At 68.9% G+C, this 23,314-nt stretch carries 22 protein-coding genes; 13 read left to right on the top strand and 9 right to left on the bottom strand.

All coding sequences use genetic code 11. The features are described 5' to 3' along the window. The first annotated feature begins 10 nt into the window (after nucleotides 1-10). The 3 genes from BJ971_RS28100 to BJ971_RS28090 are packed head-to-tail and all read left to right on the top strand — an operon-like array spanning nucleotide 11 to nucleotide 2,543. Nucleotides 11-1,129 carry a cupin domain-containing protein gene (locus BJ971_RS28100; RefSeq protein WP_184996196.1) on the top strand — a complete coding sequence of 373 codons (1,119 nt, stop codon included), beginning with the start codon at nucleotides 11-13 and terminating at the stop codon, nucleotides 1,127-1,129. Next, nucleotides 1,129-1,959, top strand: coding sequence for a fumarylacetoacetate hydrolase family protein (locus tag BJ971_RS28095; protein WP_184996195.1), 831 nt, complete (start codon nucleotides 1,129-1,131; stop codon nucleotides 1,957-1,959). The genes BJ971_RS28100 and BJ971_RS28095 overlap by 1 nt, the downstream gene beginning before the upstream one ends. After that, nucleotides 1,956-2,543: a maleylpyruvate isomerase family mycothiol-dependent enzyme gene (locus BJ971_RS28090; protein ID WP_184996194.1), complete on the top strand. Its 588-nt coding sequence runs from the start codon at nucleotides 1,956-1,958 to the stop codon at nucleotides 2,541-2,543. The genes BJ971_RS28095 and BJ971_RS28090 overlap by 4 nt, the downstream gene beginning before the upstream one ends. Nucleotides 2,544-2,556: 13 nt before the next feature. Here BJ971_RS28090 and BJ971_RS28085 read toward each other — a convergent pair whose 3' ends face one another. The 7 genes from BJ971_RS28085 to BJ971_RS28055 form a co-directional block, all read right to left on the bottom strand. Then, a complete protein-coding gene (locus BJ971_RS28085) occupies nucleotides 2,557-3,378 on the bottom strand; it encodes a PaaX family transcriptional regulator (RefSeq protein ID WP_184996193.1) in 822 nt (273 codons plus the stop codon). 116 nt (nucleotides 3,379-3,494) lie between these two features. Then, complete coding sequence (locus BJ971_RS28080) at nucleotides 3,495-4,601, bottom strand: NAD(P)-dependent alcohol dehydrogenase (RefSeq protein WP_203709644.1); 1,107 nt, start codon at nucleotides 4,599-4,601, stop codon at nucleotides 3,495-3,497. A gap of 19 nt (nucleotides 4,602-4,620) precedes the next feature. Continuing rightward, the gene (locus BJ971_RS28075) at nucleotides 4,621-6,075 is read right to left on the bottom strand and encodes an aldehyde dehydrogenase (protein WP_184996192.1); all 1,455 of its coding nucleotides are present in this window, start codon (nucleotides 6,073-6,075) and stop codon (nucleotides 4,621-4,623) included. Between the two features lie 203 nt (nucleotides 6,076-6,278). Continuing rightward, nucleotides 6,279-6,557: a muconolactone Delta-isomerase family protein gene (locus tag BJ971_RS28070; protein WP_221478848.1), complete on the bottom strand. Its 279-nt coding sequence runs from the start codon at nucleotides 6,555-6,557 to the stop codon at nucleotides 6,279-6,281. Between the two features lie 15 nt (nucleotides 6,558-6,572). Beyond that, on the bottom strand, nucleotides 6,573-7,418 hold the full coding sequence (gene catA / locus BJ971_RS28065; protein ID WP_184996190.1) for a catechol 1,2-dioxygenase: 846 nt from the start codon (nucleotides 7,416-7,418) through the stop codon (nucleotides 6,573-6,575). 37 nt (nucleotides 7,419-7,455) lie between these two features. Beyond that, entirely contained in the window at nucleotides 7,456-8,559 is a 1,104-nt protein-coding gene (locus BJ971_RS28060) for a mandelate racemase/muconate lactonizing enzyme family protein (RefSeq protein WP_184996189.1), read from the bottom strand. Nucleotides 8,560-8,662: 103 nt separating this feature from the next. After that, complete coding sequence (locus BJ971_RS28055) at nucleotides 8,663-9,565, bottom strand: LysR family transcriptional regulator (protein ID WP_184996188.1); 903 nt, start codon at nucleotides 9,563-9,565, stop codon at nucleotides 8,663-8,665. Nucleotides 9,566-9,740: 175 nt separating this feature from the next. Here BJ971_RS28055 and BJ971_RS28050 point away from each other — a divergent pair, with 175 nt between their 5' ends. The 5 genes from BJ971_RS28050 to BJ971_RS28030 all read left to right on the top strand — a co-directional run bounded on the left by BJ971_RS28050 (nucleotide 9,741) and on the right by BJ971_RS28030 (nucleotide 16,186). Next, nucleotides 9,741-11,084 (top strand): ABC transporter substrate-binding protein, encoded by a 1,344-nt coding sequence (locus BJ971_RS28050; RefSeq protein WP_184996187.1) that lies wholly within the window; start codon nucleotides 9,741-9,743, stop codon nucleotides 11,082-11,084. 60 nt (nucleotides 11,085-11,144) lie between these two features. Beyond that, nucleotides 11,145-12,071 carry a carbohydrate ABC transporter permease gene (locus BJ971_RS28045; RefSeq protein WP_239087793.1) on the top strand — a complete coding sequence of 309 codons (927 nt, stop codon included), beginning with the start codon at nucleotides 11,145-11,147 and terminating at the stop codon, nucleotides 12,069-12,071. Next, the gene (locus BJ971_RS28040) at nucleotides 12,068-12,922 is read left to right on the top strand and encodes a carbohydrate ABC transporter permease (protein ID WP_184996186.1); all 855 of its coding nucleotides are present in this window, start codon (nucleotides 12,068-12,070) and stop codon (nucleotides 12,920-12,922) included. Before BJ971_RS28045 ends, BJ971_RS28040 begins: the two co-directional genes overlap by 4 nt. Nucleotides 12,923-13,031: 109 nt before the next feature. After that, nucleotides 13,032-14,588 carry a tannase/feruloyl esterase family alpha/beta hydrolase gene (locus BJ971_RS28035; protein ID WP_203709643.1) on the top strand — a complete coding sequence of 519 codons (1,557 nt, stop codon included), beginning with the start codon at nucleotides 13,032-13,034 and terminating at the stop codon, nucleotides 14,586-14,588. 2 nt (nucleotides 14,589-14,590) lie between these two features. Further along, complete coding sequence (locus BJ971_RS28030) at nucleotides 14,591-16,186, top strand: benzoate-CoA ligase family protein (protein WP_184996185.1); 1,596 nt, start codon at nucleotides 14,591-14,593, stop codon at nucleotides 16,184-16,186. Here BJ971_RS28030 and BJ971_RS28025 read toward each other — a convergent pair. Continuing rightward, nucleotides 16,176-17,051, bottom strand: coding sequence for a PaaX family transcriptional regulator (locus BJ971_RS28025; protein ID WP_203709640.1), 876 nt, complete (start codon nucleotides 17,049-17,051; stop codon nucleotides 16,176-16,178). The genes BJ971_RS28030 and BJ971_RS28025 overlap by 11 nt on opposite strands. 233 nt (nucleotides 17,052-17,284) lie before the next feature. Here BJ971_RS28025 and boxC point away from each other — a divergent pair, with 233 nt between their 5' ends. From boxC to BJ971_RS28000, 5 genes are all read left to right on the top strand, one after another. After that, nucleotides 17,285-18,937, top strand: coding sequence for a 2,3-epoxybenzoyl-CoA dihydrolase (gene boxC / locus BJ971_RS28020; protein ID WP_239087792.1), 1,653 nt, complete (start codon nucleotides 17,285-17,287; stop codon nucleotides 18,935-18,937). A gap of 2 nt (nucleotides 18,938-18,939) precedes the next feature. After that, nucleotides 18,940-20,358 (top strand): benzoyl-CoA 2,3-epoxidase subunit BoxB, encoded by a 1,419-nt coding sequence (boxB, locus tag BJ971_RS28015; protein ID WP_184996183.1) that lies wholly within the window; start codon nucleotides 18,940-18,942, stop codon nucleotides 20,356-20,358. Nucleotides 20,359-20,371: 13 nt separating this feature from the next. Continuing rightward, nucleotides 20,372-20,890 carry a gamma carbonic anhydrase family protein gene (locus tag BJ971_RS28010; RefSeq protein ID WP_184996182.1) on the top strand — a complete coding sequence of 173 codons (519 nt, stop codon included), beginning with the start codon at nucleotides 20,372-20,374 and terminating at the stop codon, nucleotides 20,888-20,890. Nucleotides 20,891-21,650: 760 nt separating this feature from the next. Continuing rightward, the gene (locus BJ971_RS41660; protein WP_239087791.1) at nucleotides 21,651-21,860 is read left to right on the top strand and encodes a hypothetical protein; all 210 of its coding nucleotides are present in this window, start codon (nucleotides 21,651-21,653) and stop codon (nucleotides 21,858-21,860) included. A 300-nt stretch (nucleotides 21,861-22,160) separates the two neighbouring features. Beyond that, on the top strand, nucleotides 22,161-22,775 hold the full coding sequence (locus tag BJ971_RS28000) for a hypothetical protein (RefSeq protein WP_184996181.1): 615 nt from the start codon (nucleotides 22,161-22,163) through the stop codon (nucleotides 22,773-22,775). Between the two features lie 59 nt (nucleotides 22,776-22,834). Here BJ971_RS28000 and BJ971_RS27995 read toward each other — a convergent pair whose 3' ends face one another. Beyond that, complete coding sequence (locus BJ971_RS27995) at nucleotides 22,835-23,308, bottom strand: DUF1269 domain-containing protein (RefSeq protein WP_184996180.1); 474 nt, start codon at nucleotides 23,306-23,308, stop codon at nucleotides 22,835-22,837. Nucleotides 23,309-23,314: the final 6 nt, after the last annotated feature.

Below are 23,314 nucleotides of genomic sequence, written 5' to 3'. Positions count from 1 at the left end.
GGAGGGCAGCATGACCACGCTCGACCAGACCTCTGGGGGCGCCGCTGCCAGCGGCTTCGACACCCCCGAGCATCAGGCGAAGCTCGCCGCGCTGTACCGCGACTTCGACGCCGCCGGCATGACACCGCTGTGGCGGACCCGCGAGGGACTGATGCCGTTCGCACCGGAACCCAGGGCGGTGCCGCACCTGTGGCGGTGGGCGGACCTGTACCCGCTGGCCGCCCGCAGCGCCGAGCTCGTGCCGGTCGGACGTGGTGGCGAGCGTCGCGCCATCGGTCTCGGCAATCCCGGCCTCCCCGGTGACCCGTATGCCACCCCCACGCTCTGGGCGGCGATCCAGTACCTGGGGCCGCGGGAGAACGCGCCCGAGCATCGGCACACCCAGACGGCGTTCCGATTCGTGCTCGAAGGCGAGGGCGTGTGGACGGTCGTCGACGGTGACCCGGTCGCGATGCGGCGCGGCGACCTCCTGCTGACGCCCGGGTGGCGGTTCCACGGCCACCAGAATGTCTCCGACGTCCCGATGACGTGGCTGGACGGACTCGACATCCCCTTCGTCGCCACCACCGACCAGGGATTCTTCGAGTTCGGACCGGATGTCGTCCGCGACACCACGACGCCGGCCCGCAGTCGCGGCGAACGTCTCTGGGGCGGTCCCGGTCTCACCCCCGTCTCGGCCGTCGGAGCACAACCGTCGTCCCCGCTGATGGCGTACCGGTGGGCGCACACGGACGCGGCTCTGACCGCCCAGCTGGAGCTGGAGGACGAAGGGCATCCCGGCGTCGTCGAAGCGGGACATGCGGCTGTCCGGTTCACCAACCCCACGACCGGAGGGGACGCGCTCACCACGATGCGCACCGAGATGCACCGGCTGCGGGCCGGTGCGGTGAGCAGGCCCGGCCGGACCACCGCGTCGTCCGTCTGGCAGGTGTTCGAGGGTACGGGCACGGTGGTCCTCAACGGCGCCGAGCATTCGCTGACGCACGGCGATGTCGTCGCGATCCCGTCCTGGACGGACGTGTCCCTTCGTACGCACACCGGCCTGGATCTGTTCGCCGTCTCGGACGCGCCGATCCTGGAGCGACTGTCCCTGCTCCGCACACACCCGGCCGAGCAGGTGGAGAGCTGATGAGACTCGCGACGATCCGCACCCCCCAGGGCACCCGCGCGATCCGCATCGACGGCGCGACCGCCGTCGAGACCGGGCACACCGACGTCGGCGCCCTGCTCGCCGACGACGACTGGCCGGCCGTTGCCGCCGCAGCGTCCGGACCGGAGCACGGCTTGGCGGAGCGGGAGTACGCCCCGGTTGTGCTGTCTCCCGGCAAGGTGCTCTGCGTGGGACTGAACTACCGCAATCACATTCTGGAGATGGGTCGCGACCTGCCGGAGTACCCGACGCTGTTCACGAAGTTCGCAGATGCGCTGATCGGCGCCGGCGATGAGATCCTGTTACCGCCCGAGTCAGCGGCGGTGGACTGGGAGGCCGAACTCGCGATCGTGATCGGCCATCCCGTCCGGCGGGCGGACGAGGAGGCAGCGATCCGGGCGATCGTCGGCTTCACCGTGCTCAACGATGTGACCATGCGCGACTGGCAGTATCGGACCACGGAATGGACACAGGGCAAGACGTTCGAGGCGACCACGCCGCTCGGCCCGGTCCTTGTCACCCCGGACGAGCTACCGGGCGGCGTCCGGCCGGCCCTGCCGCTGTCCGCCTCGGTCGACGGCGAGATGGTGCAGAAGGCGGACACCTCCGACCTCGTCTTCGATCCGGTGGCGCTGGTTCGGTACATCTCCACGATCATCACGCTGCGGCCCGGCGACGTCATAGCCACCGGAACCCCCGGCGGTGTCGGACATGCCCGCAAGCCGCCTCGCTATCTGACCGACGGAGCACTCCTGGTCACCGAGATCGGTGGACTCGGCCGGCTCACGAACCGGGCACGCGCGGAGTGACCGCGCGGGACTGGGTGCGCGGCGGCACCGACCTGTTCCTGAGGCAGCTCGACACCATCTCCGACGGGGACCTGGACCGGCCTACGGAGCTGCCGGGCTGGTCGCGGCGGCACGTCGTCGCGCACGTCCACTTCAACGCCGAAGCGTTGCTGCGGCTGGTGTCCTGGGCCGCCACCGGCGTCGAGGCCCGCATGTACGCATCGCCCGAGCAGCGCGCCGCGGAGATCGAGGAAGGGGCGGCGTGGTCGCCCGGGATGCTGCGCTCCGCCGTCAGCGAGTCGGCGGCGGAGCTCGAAAAGGCCTTCGCGGAACTGTCCGCCGACACCTGGCGGAACGAGGTTGTCACGGCACAGGGTCGCACTGTCCCGGCGAGCGAGGTGCCCTGGATGCGCGCCCGCGAGGTCATGATCCACACCGTCGATCTGCGGACCGGAGTGAGCTTCGAGGACCTTCCCGGCGACTTCACGACCACGTTGCTCGCGGACGTCGTCCGTAGGCGATCGGCCGCGGGCGAGGGTCCTGCCCTGGCAGCGTGGCTGACCGGGCGGAGCTCAACGCCTGCGGCCCTCGGTCCCTGGCTCTGAGCGCGGGCCCGAGCTAGGGAAGGGGAGTCTCCGGGAGTTCCCGGCCGATCACGCCTGCGACGTACGCGCGGGCCGCGTCCCCGAGTCGTGCGTGCGCGCTGCGAAAGATCTCGTAGGACTCGACGCCGGGCCACGGCTCGGGCCGCAGCTCCGGCGGCAGGCGCGGGTCGCGGAAAGGGAAGTGCCGGTACGTCGAGATGAGCTCGGTGCGCGCCACGAGCGCGCCCGCGCCGGTGAGCCTGCGGGCTTCACGCAGGAGATGCCGGTGCTCGTCGTTGAACTCGGAGTACTGACTGGCCAGCGCCTCCAGGTCCCAGCAGCGCCGCGCCAGCACGCGGTCGTGCTCGGGCCCCTCGGACATGCAGGAGAGGACATCGACCTGTTCCTCCGTGGACTGGTCCACCAGTTCACGGACCTCCTTGCGGCGGTCTCCGGGCGACAACCACGTCGATGTCGTCAGCGGACCGAAACCGTGCCAGGCGAGCGATTTGCGCAGCTGGATGCGCTCCTGCCGCTCAGACTCGGTCATCTGGTAGATCACCACCGTCCAGACGCCAGCCCAGCGGTCCGCCGGAGGAGCGAAGATCCGGTCACGGCCCTCATCCAGCACGCCGAGGATGTCCGGGGTAAGCGCGTAGATGGTCTCGCGACCGTCGCGGCGGGTTACGAACCATCCCTCCCGGCGCAGTCGCGACAGCGTGACCCGCACGGTCGCGGGCGCGATGTCGAACGCGCCGAGCAGCTCCGTGAGATGACTCAGCCGGGCCTCGGCGTCCGCATACCGGAGGTAGTCCCCGAACAGGTCGAGGATCAGACCACGCGCCTTCAACGTCACCGTCCCATGATGCCGTCAGGCCGTCTGACCGTGACACGGAGGTCCGCCGGCTGGGGTCTATGGTCGCCCAGCGCGCCGGCCGAGAGGCCGGCGCGCCGATGCGGTCCCTTGCGTGATCAGTAGACGATGACCGGCTTGATGGTCCGGCCGGAGTGCGAATCCTCGAAGCCCTGGTTGATGTCCTCGTGGCGGTAGTTCCGCATGATCCGGTCCATCGGGAATCGGCCCTGGCCCCAGAGCTCGATCAGCTTGGGAATGAAGACCTGCGGAACGGAGCTGCCCTGAATCACCGTCTTGAATGTCCAGCCCTTCACCAGCGAGAGCCCGATCTCGAAGCTCACTTCGGTACCCGGGTTCGCGGCACCGACGAGGGCGAGCGTTCCCCGGAGCCCGAGCGCGTCCGCGCCCTTGCGCAGCAGCTCCGGCCGCGCGGTCGTGTCGATCACGTAGTTCGCGCCCTTGCCGCCGGTGAGCCGCATGATCTCCTCGGTGAGGTCGCCCTCCCGGGTGTTGATCGAGTCGGTGGCGCCCAGCTCCATCGCGAGTTCGAGGCGCGACGGGTGGATGTCGACCGCGATCACCTGGGCGCAGCCGGCCACTTTCGCGGCCATGATCGCCCCGAAGCCGACGGCACCGGTTCCGATGACGACGAGACTGCTGTTGAGACTCGGTCTGAGCTCGTTGAGCACCGTGCCGGCGCCGGTCTGTATGCCACAGCCCAGCGGCGCCACAACCTCGAGTGGCACCTGCGGATCGACCTTGATCACGCTCTCCTGAACCACGTTCGCGTGGCTGGCGAACGACGATTGGCCGAAGAAGTGTGACGAGATGGCCTCGCCGTCCTTCGCGAAGGCCGTGCTGCCATCCGGTCGCCTGCCCCCGAAGTCGGCCGCGAACAGGTTCTCGCAGTAGGCCATCTGGCCGGCCCGGCACCGGTCGCATTGGCCGCAGTACGCGGCTGCCAGTAGTACGTGGTCGCCGGGCCGGACGGACGTGACGCCGTCGCCCACCTGCTCCACGACACCGGCGCCCTCGTGACCGAGTACCGCAGGCAGCGGCGTGGGGTAGACCTGGTCGCGGACGATCGCGTCGGTGTGGCAGACGCCGCTCGCCACCATCCGGACCAGGACCTCGTTCGGGCGGAGGTCGTCGAGGTCGAGTTCCTCGATGCTCAAGGGCTCGCCCGGCTTACGGGCAACGGCCGCGGTGACCTGCATGCTCATGGTCGCCTCCCCTCGAGGATCAGAACGGGTAGGGCTGGTCGGAGGGCTCGAGCGTCACCCACTTGAGATCGGTGAACTCGTTGATGACCGCACGACCGTCGAATCGGCCGTATCCGCTCGCCTTCACGCCGCCGTACGGTGCCTGCGCCTCGTTCTGCACGGTCGCGCCGTTCACATGCACGTGCCCGGCCTGGATCCGCAGGGCGACCTGCAGCGCCCGGCCGCTGTCGGCGCCGAACACGGCGGCGGCGAGGCCGTACTCGGTGTCGTTGGCGACCTGCACCGCCTGCTCGACGCCGGAGACCCGCACCACCGTGGTGATCGGCCCGAACGTCTCCTGGTCGTAGATGGCCATGTCCGAGCGCACGTTGTCGACGATCGTGGCCGGCATCGACGCCCCGTCGGCGGGTCCGCCGATCACGACCTTCGCGCCCTTGGACACCGCGTCGTCCAGCAGGCCGTTGATCCGGGTGCCGGACTCCGCCCGGATCATCGGGCCGACGACGCAGGTCGGGTCCTTCATCGGGTCGCCCGCGATCGCAACCGCCTTCGTGCGCTCCACGAACTTCGTGACGAACTCGTCCGCCACCGACTCGTCCACGACGAACCGCTCCGTCGACATGCAGATCTGGCCCTGGTACAGGAACGAACCGAAGACGGCGGCGTTGACCGCACCATCGAGGTCCGCGTCGTCCAGCACGACGAAGGGTGCCTTGCCGCCCAACTCGAGCAGGGCCGGCTTGAGGTGCTTGGCCGACTTCTCCGCGATGATCCGCCCCACCGCGGTGGAACCTGTGAAGTTGACCCGCCGGACCGCGGGGTGAGCGATGATCGCCTCGACAACGCGGTCGGAGTCCTCGGGCGTGCTCGTCACGAAGTTCAGTACCCCCGCCGGGAGACCAGCCTCGTGCATGATCTCGGCGATGATGGCGTGCGTCCGCGGGCTCGTCTCCGAGGCACGGAACACCACCGTGTTGCCACAGACGATCGGGTACGCCATCGCCCGCGCGGCAAGGACTCCCGCCCCGTTCCACGGCGCCATGCTCAGCACCACGCCGGCCGGCTGCCGCACGGTCATGGACAGCGTGCCCGGCTTGTCGGTCGGGAGCGTCTCGCCTTGAATCTGAGTCGCCAGGCCGGCCGCCTCGCGCAGCAACTGCGAGGTGAGGAACGCGTTGAAGCCGGCCCACAGCGGGGCGGCGCCGACCTCGGACATCATCGTCTCGATGAGCTCCTGCGTGCGCCGCTCCATGATGTCGGCGGCCTTCAGCATGACGGCGCGCCGCTCGCTCGGGCCCGTGGTGGACCAGGTGGCGAACGCCCTGGACGCGGACTCCACCGCGTCGATGGCGTCGTCGACACTCGCGGCGGCGCCCTCGGTGACCACCTCGTCCGTCAGCGGGTTACGCCGCTGGAACGTCTTTCCGCCCTCGGCGTCTCGACTCTCGTTGTCGATGATCAACTGGGTCTGCATGGCTGCCTCTCCGTCGCCTTTGACTAGTGCCACCGCCGCCCCGCAGGCGATGTAACGAAATATTGCCGCTACGTTCGAGAGTGTTACATGATGAGCGCGGACGGGTCCAGGGCAAAGGTGGACCGTTCTCACATCAACCTGGGCAAGGCGGCCGACGCGGGCGCCATCGTGCCTTCGATAGCGTTGACGCGCTGGTCACAGCCCTATTCGAGAGTTAGGGACAGATCTGAAGGATGTCGGGCGAGGGGGGTGACCTCGATGGTCATGTACCGGAACAGCGGTAGGTTCCAGAGGATCTCGTGCAGCCGGTCGTTGGACGCCACGTCGAAGATCGACAGGTTCGCGTACCGGCCGGCGATGCGCCAGATGCTGACCCACTCGCCGGCCCGTTGGAGCCCGAGCGAGTAGGCCTTCTCCCGGGCCAGGATGTCGTTGCGGGCGTCGTTCCCCAGGTCGTGGGGGAGTGCGACCTCCATCGTCACCGCGAACAGCATGGGTCAGGCGGGGTCGAGGACGAAGTCGTACTCGACGTCGACGCCGTCACCGGAGGGCCTCGGATCGAGCATGAGTTCGGCCTTGACCGCGGCGGCGATGTCGTCTTCGTTGTGCGGGTCGCCCGGGAAGTACAGCTGTGTGGTGATCAGCTGGTGGCCGTCCGCGGACACCTTCAGGTGTAGGTGGGCTGGCCGCCAGGCGTGCCAGTTCGCGGCACGGATGATCGCGCCAGTGGCCCCGTCGGTCGGGATCTGGTACGGCGCCGGCTGGATGGTGTGGATCGTGAAGTTGCCGTTCTCGTCGGCGGTGACCCGGCCCCGCAGATTCCACTGTGGAATTCCGGGGGCGAACTGTGCGTAGAAGCCGTCGTCGTCGCAGTGCCAGATGTCGACCAGCGCGCCGCCGAGCGGCGTGCCGTCCACCGCCCGGACCTGGCCGTGGAAGGTCATCGGCGTGCCCTTCTCGTCCGGGCGCATCGGGAGGGTGGCCTCGGCGCTGAAGGCGGGCGCGTCGGGAACGTAGAACGGTCCCTCGATCGTGCCCTTGCTGCCCTCGCGGTCCGCGTTCGCCACCTCCTCGACGACGTGCTCCACGAACACATCGAGAAAGAGCGGCCACTCGCCGTCGGCCCCGACCTGAATCAGCCAGGCCTTCAGCGCGTCGTACTCGGCATAGGTCACCTGGTGCTCGCGGATCGTCGCGTGCACGGCCTCGAGTACCTGACGGGCCAGCATGCTCACCCTTTCCGGGGGTGTGTCGCTGGCGTGGGTCTTGTCGACCTGGAAGCGCTCCGTGGCGGAAGCGCCGGTGGCGGCCGCGGTGGCCTTCTCCTCGACGGTCTGAGCCATGTCCGAAAATCCCTTCGTAGAGACGGTGCCGGTCGGGTCAGCCGTCGGTCCGGTAGTGGGTGAGCTTGTCGGAGTCGATGTCGGCACCCAGGCCGGCGGACTCGGCGACGCGCAGCTCGCCGTTCTCGATCAGCAGCGGGCGTTGGAGCAGGTCGTCCGACATGTCGAGGAAGTTGGACAACTCCGCCGGCCGTCGGGTGGTGCGCTCGAAGGCGGCGCCGAACGCGAGATTGCACAGCGAGCCGAGCTGGCCGTCGATCTGGTTGCCGATCACCACATCGACGCCGAGGCCTTCGCAGAGTCCCAGGATCCGCAGCGAGCCGGTGAATCCGGTACGGGCGGTCTTGATGCTGATGCCGGTGACGCCGCCGTCGAGAACCTCCCGGGCGATCTCCGCGGGCCGGGTGGCGCTCTCGTCGGCGAACAGCGGTATGCGTGCCTGGGCGGCGAGCCATCGCCGGCCGATCACGTCGTCGGCGGGGCAGAGCTCCTCGGCGAAGCTGAGCCCGAGGTCGCTCATGGCGTCGAGGGCCCGCGCCGACTCCGCGGCCGTCCATCCCCGGTTGCCGTCGATGTAGAGCGTGATCTCGTCGCCGAACCGGCCGCGCAGGGCGCGGCAGACGTCGATGTCGAGCTGAATCGGCCGGCGGCCGACCTTCACCTTGAAGGTGCGGATGCCGTGCGTCGCGCGCATCCGTTCGGCCTCGGCCACCATGGCGCCGGGCTCCTCGAAGCCGAGCATGTGTGACACCTGGAGACGGTCGGTATATCCGCCGAGCAGATCGGTCACCGAGATGCCGGCGCTCTGCCCGAGGATGTCCCACAGCGCCATGTCGATCGCGGCCTTGGCGGTGTGATTGCCCACGGTGCGGTGCAGCTTGACGGCGACGGCCTCCCGGTCGTACGGATCGTCGCCGATGATCTGGGGCGCGAAGATCGAGTCGATGATCGCCTTGATGGATGCCTGCGTCTCACCGTAGGTGAACGGCCGCGGTGGCGCCTCCGCGATGCCGACGATGCCGTCGTCCGTCACGATCCGCACCAGCACGTGCTCGGCCACGTGCAACTCACCGCTGGCGAAGCGCAACGGCTTGACGTACGGGATGGCGTACGGAATCGCCTCTACCGCCCTGATCTTCATCGCGGTCCCGGCTTGGCGGTCGCCTCGGTCATGTCGCCAGTGTCAGGCGCCGGAGGCGGGCGTGTGAAAGACGCAGTTTGGCTGGATTGAGCCATGCGAGGTCTCAATCGATGCGGTGGGCCTCCGTGGTCAGCGCTATCGCCCGGTCGCGTACCTTCACCGCGAGCGGCGATGCGTCCGCGACCCGGATCGCCACGGCCAGCTCCACGCTCGCCGGATCGCCGACCAACGGCCGGTAGCGGGCGCCGGTCACCCGCAGGTTCGCTACCGACGCGGGCACGAGAGCCACGCCGAGGCCGGCCGCGACGAACGAGATGATCGTCGAGGTCTCGGCGACCTCCTCGACCACGCGGGGCGTGAAGCCGGCGCGGCGGCAGGCGTCCGCGACGAGGTCATGCACGACCGACCTGCCGTGCGAGGGGTAGGAGATGAAGTCCTCGTCGTCGAGATCCTCGAGGCGCACCCGACGGCGATGTGCGAGGGGATGGCTGACCGGCAACGCCACGATGAGCGGCTCCGAGCGCAGTACATGGACATCGAGGCCCGGATCGCGAACCGGTGGCCGCAGAAAGCCGACGTCGAGCTCGCCACTGAGCAGCGCGGCGACCTGATCGGGCGTCAGTAGCTCGCCCTTGAGGTCCAGCTCGATGCCGGGGAAGCTGTTGCGCAGGTCGCGGGAGAGCGTCGGCAGCATCTCGTACGTCGCCGATCCGGTGAACCCGATCGCGAGGTGCCCGGTGTCGCCGGCCGCGATCCGCCGCGCCTCCTCGCCGGCCACCTCGACCCCGCGCAGGACCTCGCGGACGCGTTCGAGGTAGCGCTCGCCGGCCGCGGTCAGCGCGACCCTGCGGGTCGTGCGCTGGAACAGCGCGACACCGAGCTCGTCCTCCAGCTGCCGGATCTGATGCGACAGCGGGGACTGCGCCATGTGCAGGCGCTTGGCCGCTCGACCGAAATGGCACTCCTCCGCCAGCACGACGAAGTAGCGCAGGTGCCGCATCTCCATCGCCCCACCACAGCACCGCCCGCCGCCGAGAGCAAAGCGGCGCGCCCCGATTCCTCGTAGCAGAAAAAGATGTCCCGCCGAGAAGAAGCTTGTAAAACTCTGCGGCACGTCGGCCTCGCCCGGCCTCATGACGATCGACTGATTCGCGCACATCCATTTAGGAGGTAATTCGACGATGGCTCTTTATCGCATAGGTCGCAAGCTGCTCGCCACCGGAGCGATCACCTCGATCGCTCTGCTGACCGCCTGCAGTGGTGGCGACACCCAGGAAACGACTGCGCCGGCCGCGTGCGCGCCGGCCGCCAGCGGGGAGAAGGTCACTCTCACCTTCTCGTCCTGGGTGCCCGGGATGCAGAAGACGGTCGACCTGTGGAACAAGCAGAACCCCGACATCCAGGTCCAGTACAAGGAGGTCGTCGCCGGGCAGCGGGGGACCTATCAGACGTACGCCAATCAGATCAAGGCCGGCAACGCCGGTGACCTCGGCATGGTCGAGTTCGACTCGATGCCCAGCTTCCGCCTGCAGGACGGCCTGGCGAACATCGGTGCCTGTCCGGGCGTACAGGAGGGGGTCAAGGCCTTCGTACCGTGGACGGTGTCGCAGGTCGGTTTCGGGGAAGCGGGTGCCCTTTACGGCGTGCCGCAGGACATCGGCCCCCTGGCCCTCTACTACCGCAAGGACCTGTTCGAGCAGAACGGCATCGCCGTACCGAAGACTTGGGACGAGTTCTACACCGCGGCGAAGCAGGTCAAGGCCAAGGGCGCGACCATCACGAACTTTCCGCCGGACGCCAGCTCATACCTGGCGGCGCTCGCCTGGCAGAACGGCGCCAAATGGTTCGACAACAAGAACGGCACCTGGACCGTCAGCATGACCGACGACAAGACCGAGCAGGTCGCGGAGTACTGGCAGCGCATGATCGACGAGAAGCTCGTCGACAGCGTGCCGGCGCTGACCGACACCCAGTTCAAGGCCCTTGACACCAGCCGGGAATGGTCGGTTGTGGGAGCGGCCTGGACCGCCAAGCTCCTGGAGAACGGCTCACCGGCCACCTCGGGCAAGTGGGCGGTCGCGCCGCTGCCGCAGTGGCAGGCCGGTCAGCAGGCCTCCGGCAACTGGGGCGGCTCGACCACCGTGGTCTTCAAGAACTCCAAGCACCCCGCCGAGGCCGCCAAGTTCGCCCTCTGGGCATTCGGCAACCTCGACGCGCTGGCCCTGAACAACGCCAACGGCGGCCAGTTCCCGGCCACCACCGCCGGCGAATCGGAGCTTCCGGCGCTCAACGAGCCGTACCCGTACTTCGGCGGGCAGGTCATCTGGAAGACCTTCCAGGAGGCGGCGCCGCAGGTCAACCAGTCCTGGCAATGGGGGCCGACCATGACACAGACCTTCGCCGATCTCAGCGACGGGCTCAGCGCGGCCGTCAACGGCAAGGGCACGGTGCTCGACGCACTCACCGAGGCCCAGAAGAAGACCATCACGACGATGAAGTCCCAGGCCCTTCAGGTCGCCGAGTAGAACGCGAGCGGGGTGGCGGGCGATGCGCGCCACCCCTCACACCAAGGAGCACGACGCCTCATGGCGACCATGCAAGCAGTACGCACCGGCTCGGCGGCGGGCGCCAGGAGAAGACGGGTCTCGAAGCGACACCAGCGGCGCGCGATCCTGGTGTTTCTCGGGCCGTTCCTGACCCTCTTCGCCGTCTTCTACCTCGTACCCATCGTCTACTCCGTCTACCAGTCGCTGTTGAAGGTCGAGCGGGTCGGAGCGTTCGGCGCACCCCGCGAGATCTTTGGCGGGCTCGCGCAATACCAGCAGGTGTTCGCCAGCGAGGACTTCTGGGCCAGCATCTCCCGGGTCCTGCTGTTCTTCTGCGTGTCCATCCCCGTGCAACTCGGCCTGGCCCTGGTGTTCGCCCTGCTGCTCGACTCGGCCGTACCCAAGTGGCGCCGCTTCTTCCGGTTGACCTTCTTCGCCCCGTACGCGGTACCGGGCGTCATCGCCGCGCTGACGTGGGGCTTCCTGTACGTGCCGTCGCTGTCCCCGTTCCCCGCCGTCGCCGAGAACGCCAACCTGCTCGGATCCGGCCTGGTCATGTTCTCGATCGCCAACGTCGTCAACTGGGTCTACACCGGCTACAACATGCTGATCATCTATTCGGCGCTGCAGGCGATCCCGGGCGAACTGACCGAGGCGGCCCGCGTCGACGGGGCGGGACAGTTCCGCATCGCCTGGTCTATCAAGATTCCGCTGGTCGTGCCCGCTCTGATCCTCACCGGCGTGTTCTCGATCATCGGCACGCTGCAGCTGTTCAACGAACCGACCGTCTTCCGCCTCTTCTCCAACGCGGTGGCCAGCAACTACACCCCCAACATGATCGTGTACGCGACCTCGAACATCCCGAACTACCACCTCGCGGCCGCCTACTCGGTCGTGCTCGCGCTCGCGACCTGCGTGTTGTCGTTCCTGTTCCTCAAGATCACGCAGAGGCGGGCCTTCGGATGAGCACCTCGACCAGATCGCGGCCGATCGCCACGATCGGCACCACGTTGTTCCTGGTGATCTTCGCCGGGTACTTCCTGGTACCGATCTGGTGGCTGCTCATGGCGGCCACCAAGACCCGGGGCGACCTCATCAACAGCACCGGGCTGTGGTTCGCCGACTCCTTCCACCTGCTCGACAACCTCGGCGACCTGCTGACCCGCGACGGCGGCGTATACCCGCGCTGGCTGGTCAACAGCGCCCTGTACGCCGGCGCGGGCGCGGCGTTCGGCACCCTGTTCGCCACGATGGCCGGCTACGCCCTGGCGAAGTACGTCTTCCCGGGCCGCGAGGCCACCTTCAACCTGGTCCTCGCCGGCGTCCTGGTGCCCGCCACCGCGCTCGCGCTCCCGCTGTTTCTGATGTTCAGCAAGATCGGCGCGGTGGACACCTACTGGTCGGTGCTGCTGCCCAGCATGGTGAGCCCGTTCGGCGTCTACCTCGCACGGATCTACGCGGCCGCGGCCGTACCGGAAGAGGTCCTGGAGGCCGCCCGTCTGGACGGCTCCTCGGAGCTACGGACGTTCTTCACCGTGTCGATCCGCCTGATGGCACCGGCGCTGGTGACGATCTTCCTGTTCCAGTTCGTCGCCGTGTGGAACAACTTCTTCCTCCCGCTGGTCATGCTGCAGGACCAGCGCCTCTATCCGGTGACGCTCGGCCTGTACATCTGGAATTCGCAGGTCACCCAGGATCCCAACCTGCAAATGATGGTCATCGTCGGCTCCCTGTTGTCGATCGCGCCCCTGATCCTGGCCTTCCTTGCGCTGCAACGCTTCTGGTGGAGCGGCCTGTCGGCGGGCAGCGCCAGGTAACAGCCCGGCTCGGCCTCCGCATCGGTCGAGTAAAACGCTACTGATCCTTGACGGATCGTTATCGATATGTAGAAGATGGCCGAATCGTGGAAGAAGGGCGGGAGTCACGATGAGAACGTCCATGGTCGCGGCGGTCGCGGTACTGGCCCTGCCGCTTCTCGTGCCCGGTTCCGCACAGGCCGCACAGCGTCTCGCCGGCGCCGCTCCCGCCTCCGGGCGATGTCCGAGCCTCACCGGTCTAGTGCTGCCGAACACGACAGTCACCAGTGCCTCGGTGGTGCCGGCCTCGGGTGCAACACCTCCGACCTGCCGCGTCCACGCCACCGTGACGCACCCGCCGACCGGTGATGTGGTCAACATCGACGTGTGGCTGCCGGCCGAGGGCTGGAACGGCCGGTTCCAAGGCGTTGGCGGCGGGGGATACGAGGGCGGCAACCCGCGGTCGCTGGCGGTGCCGGTACAGCGGGGGTATGCGGCGGCCTCGACCGACACGGGCCACCCCGGGGGCGACGGCGGATTCGCGCTGGACGAGAACGGGCGGCTCGACTGGCAACTCATCCGAGACTTCGCCTATCTCGGCATTCACGACATGACCGTGGTCGGCAAGGCGGTCACGGCCGCCTTCTACGGGCGCGCCGCCCGATACTCGTACTGGAACGGCTGCTCGACCGGAGGGCGGCAGGGGCTGTCCGAGGCGCAGCGCTACCCGGACGACTACGACGGAATCCTGGCCGCCGCACCGGCGATCAACTGGTCCCGCTTCATCCCCGCCGAGTTCTGGCCCCAGCTCGTCATGTCGCGTACTTCGAACTTCCTGCCGCAGTGCAAGTTCGCCGCCTTCCAGGCCGCCGCCGTGGAAGCCTGCGACAAGGTCGGCGATGGCGTCCGCGACGGCGTGATCGGCGACCCGGCCCGCTGCCGCTTCGATCCGCGCACGCAGATCGGCCGCGCCACACCCTGCGGCACGATCACCGCGCGGGACGCCTCGGTCGTCGCGAGGATTCTGGCCGGACCGCGGTCCTCGACAGGCGAATTCCTCTGGTACGGGCTCACCCCCGGCAGTCCTTTCGGGGCGCTCGCCAACACGGTCACCGCCGGCGGGAGGACCAGGGGAGCGCCCTTCCCGATCGCCCTGACGCACCTGGGCACCTGGGTGCAGCGGAACCCGGACTGGGACTGGGAGTCGACCACGTACGAGCAGTACGACCGGCTCTTCGCCCAGTCGGTCAGGATGTACACCCGCGTGATCGGCACCGCCGATCCCGACCTGCGCGCGTTCCAGCGCAGCGGCGGCAAGGTCCTGATCTGGCATGGCCAAGCCGACCAGCTGATCTTCCCGCAGGGAACGGTCGACTACTACGAGCGGGTGGTGGCCGCGATCGGCGGCACCCAGCGCACCGAGGACTTCGCCCGGCTGTTCCTGGCCCCCGGCGTTGACCACTGCGCGGGCGGTCCGGGGCCGCAACCGGCCGACCCGCTCGGCGCGCTGATCGGCTGGGTGGAGCGGGGACAGGCGCCCGGCACGCTCGCCGGCGTGGTCCGCGACGCCGACGGCCGAATCGTGCGGAGCCGGCCCATCTGCCGCTATCCCGAGGTGGCCGCCTACCGGGGGCGTGGCCCAGTCACCGAGGCCGCAAGCTTCGTCTGTCGGCGTTCCAGGAGCTGACGATGACCGACTACGTCAACGCGAGCGACTATCTGGTCGATCGTCACGTGGCCGAGGGTCGCGGGGCGCGGCTGGCCCTGACCGGGCCGGCCGGCGACATCACCTATTCCGGCCTGCACGCGATGGTCGGGCGCGCGGCGAACGTGCTCCGCGAGCTCGGCCTGCAGCCGGAGCAGCGAATCGTCATGTTCATGGCCGACACACCCGAGTTCGTGACCGTCTACCTCGCCGCGATGCGGATCGGTGCCGTGCCGGTGCCGGTATCGACAATGATCCGCGCCGACGGTCTCACCGAGATCCTGCACGACTCCAGGGCGCGCATGCTGGCCGTGACGGCCGGTTTCACCGACGTGGCGACCGCCGCGGCGCCGAAGGCGCCGGACCTGCGGGCAGTGCTCACGTCCGGCGGGCCCGGCCCGGAACCGAAACGGGACGGCGCGGTGCGCTGGTACGACTGGGACGAGCTCACGATGGCTGCCGACCCGGACGCCACGTGCTATCCGACCACCCCGGACTCGCCGGCGTTCTGGCTGTACACCTCCGGCACGACAGGCAGGGCGAAGGGCGCCATGCACCGGCATGCCTCCGTCGAGGCGGTGTGTTCCACCTATGCCACGCAGGTGCTCGGCATCCGGCCGGACGACCGGTGCCTGTCCGCGGCCAAGGCGTTCTTCGCCTATGGACTGGGTAATTCGGTGCTCTTCCCGCTGTCGGCCGGTGCCGCCGCCATCCTCGAGCCGGCGCCGGCGCGACCCGATCTGCTCGTCCGGCGAACGCGGACCCACGGCGCCACCCTGTTCTTCGCCGGGCCGACCTTCTTCGCGAACATGCTGCGGGCACAGCTCCCGGAGGACTCCTTGCGCGGTGTGCGCCTCGCCGCGTCGGCCGGCGAGCGGTTGCCGTCGGCGCTATACCACCGATGGACCTCCCGTTTCGGGGTGGAGGTGCTCGACGGCATCGGGATGACCGAGATGTTGCACATCTTCCTGTCCAACCGGCCGGGCCAGGTGCGCGCGGGGACAACGGGGGTCGCGGTGCCCGGCTATGACCTGCGCGTCGTCGACGACAACGAGCGGGACGTCCCGGTGGGAACCCCGGGGACGCTGCTCGTGCGTGGTGCGTCAACCGCCACGGGATACTGGTCGCGCTACGACGCGTCGCGGCAGGTCTTCGCGGGCGAATGGCTGCGCACCGGCGATACCTACGTTCGCGACGAGGACGGCTACTTCACCTGTCTCGGGCGGACGAACGACATGCTGAAGGCGAGCGGCATCTGGCTTTCCCCGAGCGAGGTGGAGGCGCGGTTGATGGCGCACCCCGACGTGGAACAGGCTGTCGTCGTCGGCGCTGCCGACCGGGACGGCCTGGAGAAGCCCGTGGCGTTCGTCATCGTCCGGCGCGGCGCGGCGGTCACCGAACAGGACCTCACCGCCTTCTGCCGCGAAGGGCTTCCGGCATACGCGTTACCCCGCCGCGTCCGAATGGTCGACAGGTACCCCACGACGGCCACCGGAAAGGTGAGGCGGTTCGAGCTGCGCGCCGCGGCCTCCGCGCTACTGGCCGAGCCGCCGGGCCGGGCGCAGGCGGTTACGACCTGAGCGCGGCAGGGTCGGTGATCCGCTGCCACTCGGCACGGGCGGCGGCGACCCATTCCTCGTGCCGCCGATGAAACAGCTCGGCCGCCCGGCTGCCGCTCCACCGGGCGGGCAGCAGCTCGCCGGGGAGCTCGGGGTCGATCTGGGGAAACCGGCGCCACGCGTGCACGAGCTGGATGGTCCGGCTCAACGGGTCGCTCGACGGCTCGCGGGCGAACTCGGCCAGGAACTCCTCATACCGCCGCTCGATCGCGTCGAGATCCCAGGCCTGCCGCACCATCGCCGGTAGCGAGCCGCCGTGATGCTCGGCCCGGAACATCTGGGCGTCTTCACGGAGCCCCGCCTCGTCGAGGACCCGCTCGGCTTCGCCGGCCCGGTCCACATGGGTGCTGATCCAGGCCCCGGGGGTCGGGCTGCCGAAACCTGCCCAGGTCAATCGGGTGCGCAGCAGGTGGCGTGCGGCGCGCTCGGTCTCCGGCACCCGCGCAAGGATGAGCAGCCACCGCCCGTCCCAGTCCGGTTGAGCGCCGCGGAAGCCGTAGATGCGCGCGGCGCCGTCGGTGAGCAGCCTCCGGGCGTCCTCGCTCAACGCATAGGCGGTCCGCCGCCCCTGACGTTGGGTGACCAGCCACCCGTCCGCGGCCGTGCGCATCAACGCCTGGCGGGTGGCCTTCTCCTCGACACCGAGCCGGCCGAGGACGTCGATGAAGGCCGAGGTCAGCGTGCAGCGCTCGGCGGGAAGAACCAGCTCGCCCAGGACGGTGAACAGCAGGCCACGCGCACTCTCCGCGCCACCGGCGTGACGGCGATTGAGGGCCGGCGCCAGGTCCGCCGTGCCGTTTCCGGGCGCGGATGGTGCGCTCGCCACCAGGCTCTCTCCTTGCTCGATCAGCTCTCGACCATGCTACGCGGCCCGATCGGCACCCGTGGCTCGTGCGAGGCCGGCTCGACGTTCTACAAGAACTTGACGTACCTTGCCTGTTGTGTAGAACATTGAGTGGAGTATAGAGAACCCCGGGAGGGCGGCAGATGACGACCCAGACCCCAGCCTCCACGTCGACCGGTCTCGGTCGCGCGGCCGAACCGGCTACGCCGGACCATGTGGAATTCCGGACCGATCCGTCGTGCTACCGCCACTGGAGGATCGCCATCGACGGATCGGTGGCCACGCTCACCATGGATGTCGACGAGCGCGGCGGGCTCGCCGCGGGGTACGAGCTGAAGCTGAACTCCTACGACCTCGGCGTCGACATCGAGCTCTACGACGTGGTCCAGCGGCTGCGGTTCGAGCACCCGCAGGTCCGCGCGGTCGTGGTGACGAGCGGGAAAGACCGGATCTTCTGCGCCGGGGCGAACATCCGGATGCTGGCGCTGTCCCCGCACGCCGGGAAGGTCAATTTCTGCAGGTTCACCAATGAGACCCGCAACAGCATCGAGGACGCCACCGCCCACTCCGGGCAGACGTACGTCGCCGCGGTCAACGGCACGGCATCCGGCGGCGGGTACGAGCTCGCGCTTGCCTGCGAGCACATCATGCTGGTGGACGACCGGTCGTCGACGGTGTCCCTGCCGGAGCTTCCGCTGCTGGGCGTGCTCCCCGGCACCGGTGGCCTCACCAGGGTCACCGACAAGCGCCACGTGCGCCGCGACCTCGCCGACTACTTCGCCACCAGATCCGAGGGGATCGGCGGCCGCAGGGCGGTGCAGTGGCGGCTGGTCGACGAGGTTGTGCCCCGGCCCCGGTGGGACGAGTTGGTCTCCGAACGTGCCGCTGACTTCGCCGCCCGTTCCGCTCGCCCGTCCGGCGCGACCGGCGTCACGTTGACCCCGCTGGCCAAGACCAGGTCGGCGGACCGCATCGCCTATCGATTCGTGACCGCGGTGATCGATCGCGCGCGCGGCTGCGCCGACATCACCGTCGCGGGCCCGGACCGCCCGGCGCCCGCCAACGTTGCCGCGCTGCACGAGGAAGGCGCCGAGTTCTGGACCCTCGAGGTGGCACGGGAACTCGACGACCTGATCCTCGATCTGCGCACCAACGAGCTCGATACGGGAAGCTGGGTGCTGCGCACCGACGGCGATCCGCGACTGGTCATCGAGTACGACACGTTGCTGCTCGACAACCGCGACGACTGGCTGGCCAACGAGATCGTCCTGTTCCTCAAGCGCACGCTCAAGCGGCTCGATGTCACGAGCCGGAGCCTGATCGCCCTCATCGAACCACGCAGCTGCTTCGCGGGATCGCTGTTCGAACTCGTGCTCGCCGCCGACCGCTCGTACCACCTCGCCGGGGTTTTCGAGGAGACCGATCCCAGGGCCGAGCCCGCCACGGTGGCCGCCGCCGCGATGAACTTCGGCCCGCTGCCGATGGGCAACGGCCTGACCCGGCTGCAGACGAGGTTCCTCGGCGACCCCTCGGCGCTCGCGGCGGTGGCCGCCGTCGCCGGCGAGGCCATCGCGGCACCCGAGGCCGAACGGCTGGGCCTGGTCACGTTCGCCCCGGACGACATCGACTGGGACGAAGAGGTCCGCATCGCCGTCGAGGAACGGGCCAGTTTCAGCCCGGACGCGCTGACCGGGTTGGAGGCCAATTTCCGCTTCGCCGGCCCCGAGACGATGGAGACCAAGATCTTCGGCCGGCTCGCCGCGTGGCAGAACTGGATCTTCAACCGACCGAACGCCTCCGGACCCGACGGCGCGCTGCGCAGGTACGGCACCGGACAGCGCGCCGAATTCGACCGAAAGCGAGTCTGAGGATGGTTGCCGCGGACTACTCCGACAAGATTCCCAACAACGTCGACCTGCACGAGGATCGCCGTCTGCAGCGCGCCCTGGAATCGTGGCAGCCGAACTTCCTCGGCTGGTGGGACGCGATGGGACCCGCCATGCCGACCCGGGACGTCTACCTGCGTACCGCGGTGAACGTCGGGCGCGAGGGCTGGGCACACTTCGACCACGTGCCGATGCGCGACTACCGCTGGGGCGTCTTTCTCGCCGAGCGCAACCGGGACCGGACGATAGCCTTCGGCCAGCACCGCGGTGAGCCGGCGTGGCAGAAGGTTCCCGGCGAGTACCGGGCAGACCTGCAACGGCTGATAGTCATCCAGGGCGACACCGAACCCGCCTCGGTGGAGCAGCAACGCAACCTCGGCGCCACCGCGCCGAGCCTCTATGACATGCGCAATCTGTTCCAGGTCAACGTGGAGGAGGGCCGTCACCTCTGGGCCATGGTCTACCTTCTGCACGCCTACTTCGGCAGGGATGGGCGTGAGGAGGCCGCGGCGCTGCTGCAACGGAACTCCGGCAGCCAGGAGTCGCCGCGCATCCTCGGCGCGTTCAACGAGGAGACCCCGGACTGGCTGTCCTTCTTCATGTTCACGTACTTCACCGACCGCGACGGCAAGTACCAGCTCGGCACGCTCAAGGAGTCCGGCTTCGACCCGCTCTCGCGCACCTGCGAGTTCATGTTGAAGGAGGAGTCGCACCACATGTTCGTGGGCACCACGGGGATCGACCGGGTCGTCGAGCGGACGGTGCAGTTGATGCTCCAGCACGACACGGACGACGTCGGCCCGTACGGAGGCATACCGCTGGCGGTCGTGCAGAAGTACATGAACTTCCACTACTCGGTCTCGCTCGACCTGTTCGGGTCGGAGACCTCGACCAACGTCGCCAACTACTTCACCTGCGGTCTCAAGGGCCGCTGGTCGGAGGAGCGGCGCCGCGACGATCACCGGCTTACCGGCGATTCCATCCGGGTCGACGCGATCACCGACGACGGCGAGATCGGCACGACCGAGGTCGCGGCGCTGGTGGGGCTCAACACCGACCTGCGCAGCGAGTACATCGACGACTGCCAGATCGGCGTCAACCGGTGGAACAAGATCCTGGAGAGCGCCGGCCTGGCACAGCGTCTGCGGCTGCCGCATCCGGCCTTCAACCGCCGGGTCGGCGCGTTCGCCGGCATCGAGGCCAGTCCGGACGGTGAGCGGATTCCGGATGACGAGTGGGAGCGCCGCAAGAGCGCCTGGCTGCCCACCGCGCTCGACAAGACTCTGGTGCTTTCGCTGATGCGCCCCGTCTACGAGCCGGGAAAGATCGCCGCCTGGATCGCCCCGCCGCGGCAGGGCATCAACGGCAAGCCTTTCGCCTACGAGTACGTCCATTTCACCTGAGTTCGGAGGGCTGATGGTGATCTATGCGCTCGGGGATCTCGTCCCCGACATTCATCCCGAGGCCTTCGTCCACCCGGATGCGGTGGTCATCGGCGCGGTCACGATCGGGGCGTCGGCGTCGATCTGGCCGACGGCGGTGCTGCGGGGCGACTACGGCCGCATCGAGGTGGGCGAGCTCACGTCCGTGCAGGACGGCACGGTCGTACACACCACGCAGCAGTGGCCGACCCTCGTCGGGGCGCGCTGCGTCGTCGGCCACAACGCTCACCTCGAGGGATGCGTGATCGGCGACGACTGCCTCGTCGGATCCGGTTCGGTCGTGCTGAACAGGGCGACGCTGGAGCCCACGGCGGCAGTGGCGGCGGCGGCCCTGGTGGCGGAGGGTGCCTTGGTCCCGGCCGGGCACATCGCCGTCGGTGTGCCCGCCCGTGCCCGTCCGGTGCCCGACCTGACGAAGTGGATTGCCGAAGCGGTGCTGCTCTACCGGGACCTGGCGGGTCGGTACCAGCGCGAACTGCGCCGTATCGCCTGACCGGGCCCCAGAAGCAACATGCTATGAACCATCAGCGTCGCCGACCTACTGGTCGAGCACTCGGACCCGACCACCGTGGCCGAGTATCTACCGCGTGTGCGGGCGGCCGCGAGTGCCGCAGCCAATCGCAGCTATGGCTCGTACTGGAACCGCATGGTCGCGGCGTGGGGCGACCGGCCGCTGACGTCGATCGCCGCGACGGACGTCGAGGCCTTCCAGCGGGAGTGCGCGCGTACCGCTCGCCGGCGGCGCAACGGCAGGGGTGGCCGACACGCGGGGGAGAACGCCATCACCGCGGCCCGGGCCATGTTCAACCGGGCTATCGCCGACGGTCTCATTGCCGCCACTGCGAGCCCGGCGCATCAGGTGTCGAAGCCGCGACGACTGCCGAGCCCACGCCGGGCACTGACACCGCACGAGCTGACCGAGATCAACCAGGTGGTCCGCACCAGCGGTAACGATGCCGTGCTGGACGCGCTGCTGCTGCGCCTGCACACCGAGACCGCCTGTCGGCGCGGCGGCGCCCTGTCCCTGCGGCTGATGGACCTCGACACCGTTCACGGCCTGGTTCTCCTGCAGGAGAAGGGCGAGACGCTGCGCTGGCAGCCGGTCACCCTCGATCTCGCTGCCCGCCTCGTGGAACACGCCGCGACACGCGGCGCGGTCGGGCCGACCGATCAACTGCTGCGTTACCGCCCGGCGCTACGACCACCTCTGGAAACGCATCGGCGACCGGCTGCCCTGGGTCGCGGCCCAGAGCGTGTCGACCCATTGGCTGCGTCACACCACCCTGACCTGGGTCGAACGCAAATTCGGTTACGGCATCGCCTACGCCGGGCACACCGACAACACAGGGCCGGCCACCACGACGTACATCAAAGCCGACCTCCAAGCCGTCGCCACCGCCCTCGCCGCGATGACCGGCCAACCCCACCCACTCGCGGCATCCCTCGAAGACCTCAGCATGTGACGAGGGATCGACTGAACGGGTGTCCACGCCGGCGCAACAACACCAGTCGATGTTCATGTAGCGATCGATGCCGCACGGTCACGACGGTTGGCGGTCGGTCTCGCGGGCTTGTTGCGTCATGGGTTGCGGTGCGTGTCACGCCTACGCCATCGTCGGCCTGGTGACCGCTCCGCCGTTCCGTCCGTCAACGCCCGCTTCGGGCGTCGTCGTCGAGACCGCGTCGGTCGTGGCCGTCAGGCGGTGGTCGCCGACGCCGCCCATCGCCGTTTCTGACCGCCGCGCTCGGGATCCGCGGATCCGATGATCGCGGCTTTCGTGACCACCGCCGCGGTCGCGGCCGTGTCCGCGTTCGTTCCGGCCATACCGATTGAGGCGTACCTGGTCGCAGCGGTCACGACGACCGGCACCGATCCGGTGGCACTCGGCATCGCGGCCGGGCTGGGCCAGACGGCCGGCAAGCTGTTGACCTTCCTTGCTGCGCGGGGTGTCATCCGGTCGAGCCGGCTCAGGCGTTCGCTGGGACGGCGCACCGGTGCGCCCGGATCCGGATCGGCGGACGGTTCGCCGTCGCGCCGCACCTGGGCACGCACTCGTCGGCGCGTCGCGGCGACCCGGGAACGCCTGGCCGCGGCCCTGAATCGCGCCGTACCGCCTGCGCTCCGGCGCTGGTCGAGGGCCGCCACCCGGTACGTAGGTGTCGCGTCCAAGCGGCTGATAGTCCTTCTGGACCGACCCGTCGTCGCGGCGCCGACCGTCTTCCTGAGCGCGCTCCTCGGCGTACCGCCGCTGCTGCTGACCAGTGTCTACGCCGCCGGCACCCACATGTCGGCCGCCACGTTCGGTGCCGTCTGCCTCGTCGGGCGATCGATACGCTTCATCGCCATCGCGCTCGTACCCGAATTGGTCATGAACTGAGACCGGCCTCCTCGAGCGAACGATGTCCGCCCCTTCGAGGATTCGCCGCTTGGGTGATGTCAACCCACGTCGTGCGGCACCTTGGCCACCTCATGGGTCTCAGGGACCCCGCCCAGCTGCTTGAGCTTCTCCGACACCGCCTCTGTCTGGAAGTCCCAGGTGAGCACACCGACCGCTGCGTGATCTGCGTCCAACTCGCGGCCGATCCGGGAGGCATCCTCATCGGTCATCATCAGGCCCTTGTGGAAGAACCCGCCGATGACTCCGCCTCCGGCGGCGCCTGCGAGGACACCGCCGACGAGGGAGAGGCCGCCGGAGGGGATCGCCGCGATCAGGCCGAGGGCGACGCCGACGCCCATCCCACGCTTGCCGGCGCGCTTGCCGAGCTTGTGCTCCTTGACCTTGCCGTCGTCGTCCTTGACGAGCACGCCGACGGCGTCGACCTTCATGTACTCGGTGGTCTTCTCCCAGTCCCTCAGCGCGCTCGCCGCCTGATCGGCGGCGTCCTCGGTGTCGAAGAACGCGAGAACCAATCGCTG

It is taken from the genome of Amorphoplanes digitatis (genome assembly GCF_014205335.1).
GTDB lineage: Bacteria > Actinomycetota > Actinomycetes > Mycobacteriales > Micromonosporaceae > Actinoplanes > Actinoplanes digitatus.
The sequence above is the reverse complement of the archived record's forward strand: the minus strand, read 5'-3'. Positions and strand labels throughout refer to the sequence as shown.

Coding starts and splice junctions, on each gene's coding strand:
- BJ971_RS28075 (WP_184996192.1), bottom strand. CDS start 6,075: ATGCAGACCCAGTTGATCATCGACAACGAGAGTCGAGACGCCGAGGGC.
- BJ971_RS28000 (WP_184996181.1), top strand. CDS start 22,161: ATGATCGCGGCTTTCGTGACCACCGCCGCGGTCGCGGCCGTGTCCGCG.
- BJ971_RS28030 (WP_184996185.1), top strand. CDS start 14,591: ATGACCGACTACGTCAACGCGAGCGACTATCTGGTCGATCGTCACGTG.
- BJ971_RS28050 (WP_184996187.1), top strand. CDS start 9,741: ATGGCTCTTTATCGCATAGGTCGCAAGCTGCTCGCCACCGGAGCGATC.
- catA (WP_184996190.1), bottom strand. CDS start 7,418: ATGGCTCAGACCGTCGAGGAGAAGGCCACCGCGGCCGCCACCGGCGCT.
- BJ971_RS28100 (WP_184996196.1), top strand. CDS start 11: ATGACCACGCTCGACCAGACCTCTGGGGGCGCCGCTGCCAGCGGCTTC.
- BJ971_RS28080 (WP_203709644.1), bottom strand. CDS start 4,601: ATGAGCATGCAGGTCACCGCGGCCGTTGCCCGTAAGCCGGGCGAGCCC.
- boxB (WP_184996183.1), top strand. CDS start 18,940: ATGGTTGCCGCGGACTACTCCGACAAGATTCCCAACAACGTCGACCTG.
- BJ971_RS28040 (WP_184996186.1), top strand. CDS start 12,068: ATGAGCACCTCGACCAGATCGCGGCCGATCGCCACGATCGGCACCACG.
- BJ971_RS28045 (WP_239087793.1), top strand. CDS start 11,145: ATGGCGACCATGCAAGCAGTACGCACCGGCTCGGCGGCGGGCGCCAGG.
- BJ971_RS28035 (WP_203709643.1), top strand. CDS start 13,032: ATGAGAACGTCCATGGTCGCGGCGGTCGCGGTACTGGCCCTGCCGCTT.
- BJ971_RS28060 (WP_184996189.1), bottom strand. CDS start 8,559: ATGAAGATCAGGGCGGTAGAGGCGATTCCGTACGCCATCCCGTACGTC.
- BJ971_RS28095 (WP_184996195.1), top strand. CDS start 1,129: ATGAGACTCGCGACGATCCGCACCCCCCAGGGCACCCGCGCGATCCGC.
- BJ971_RS28010 (WP_184996182.1), top strand. CDS start 20,372: ATGGTGATCTATGCGCTCGGGGATCTCGTCCCCGACATTCATCCCGAG.
- BJ971_RS28055 (WP_184996188.1), bottom strand. CDS start 9,565: ATGGAGATGCGGCACCTGCGCTACTTCGTCGTGCTGGCGGAGGAGTGC.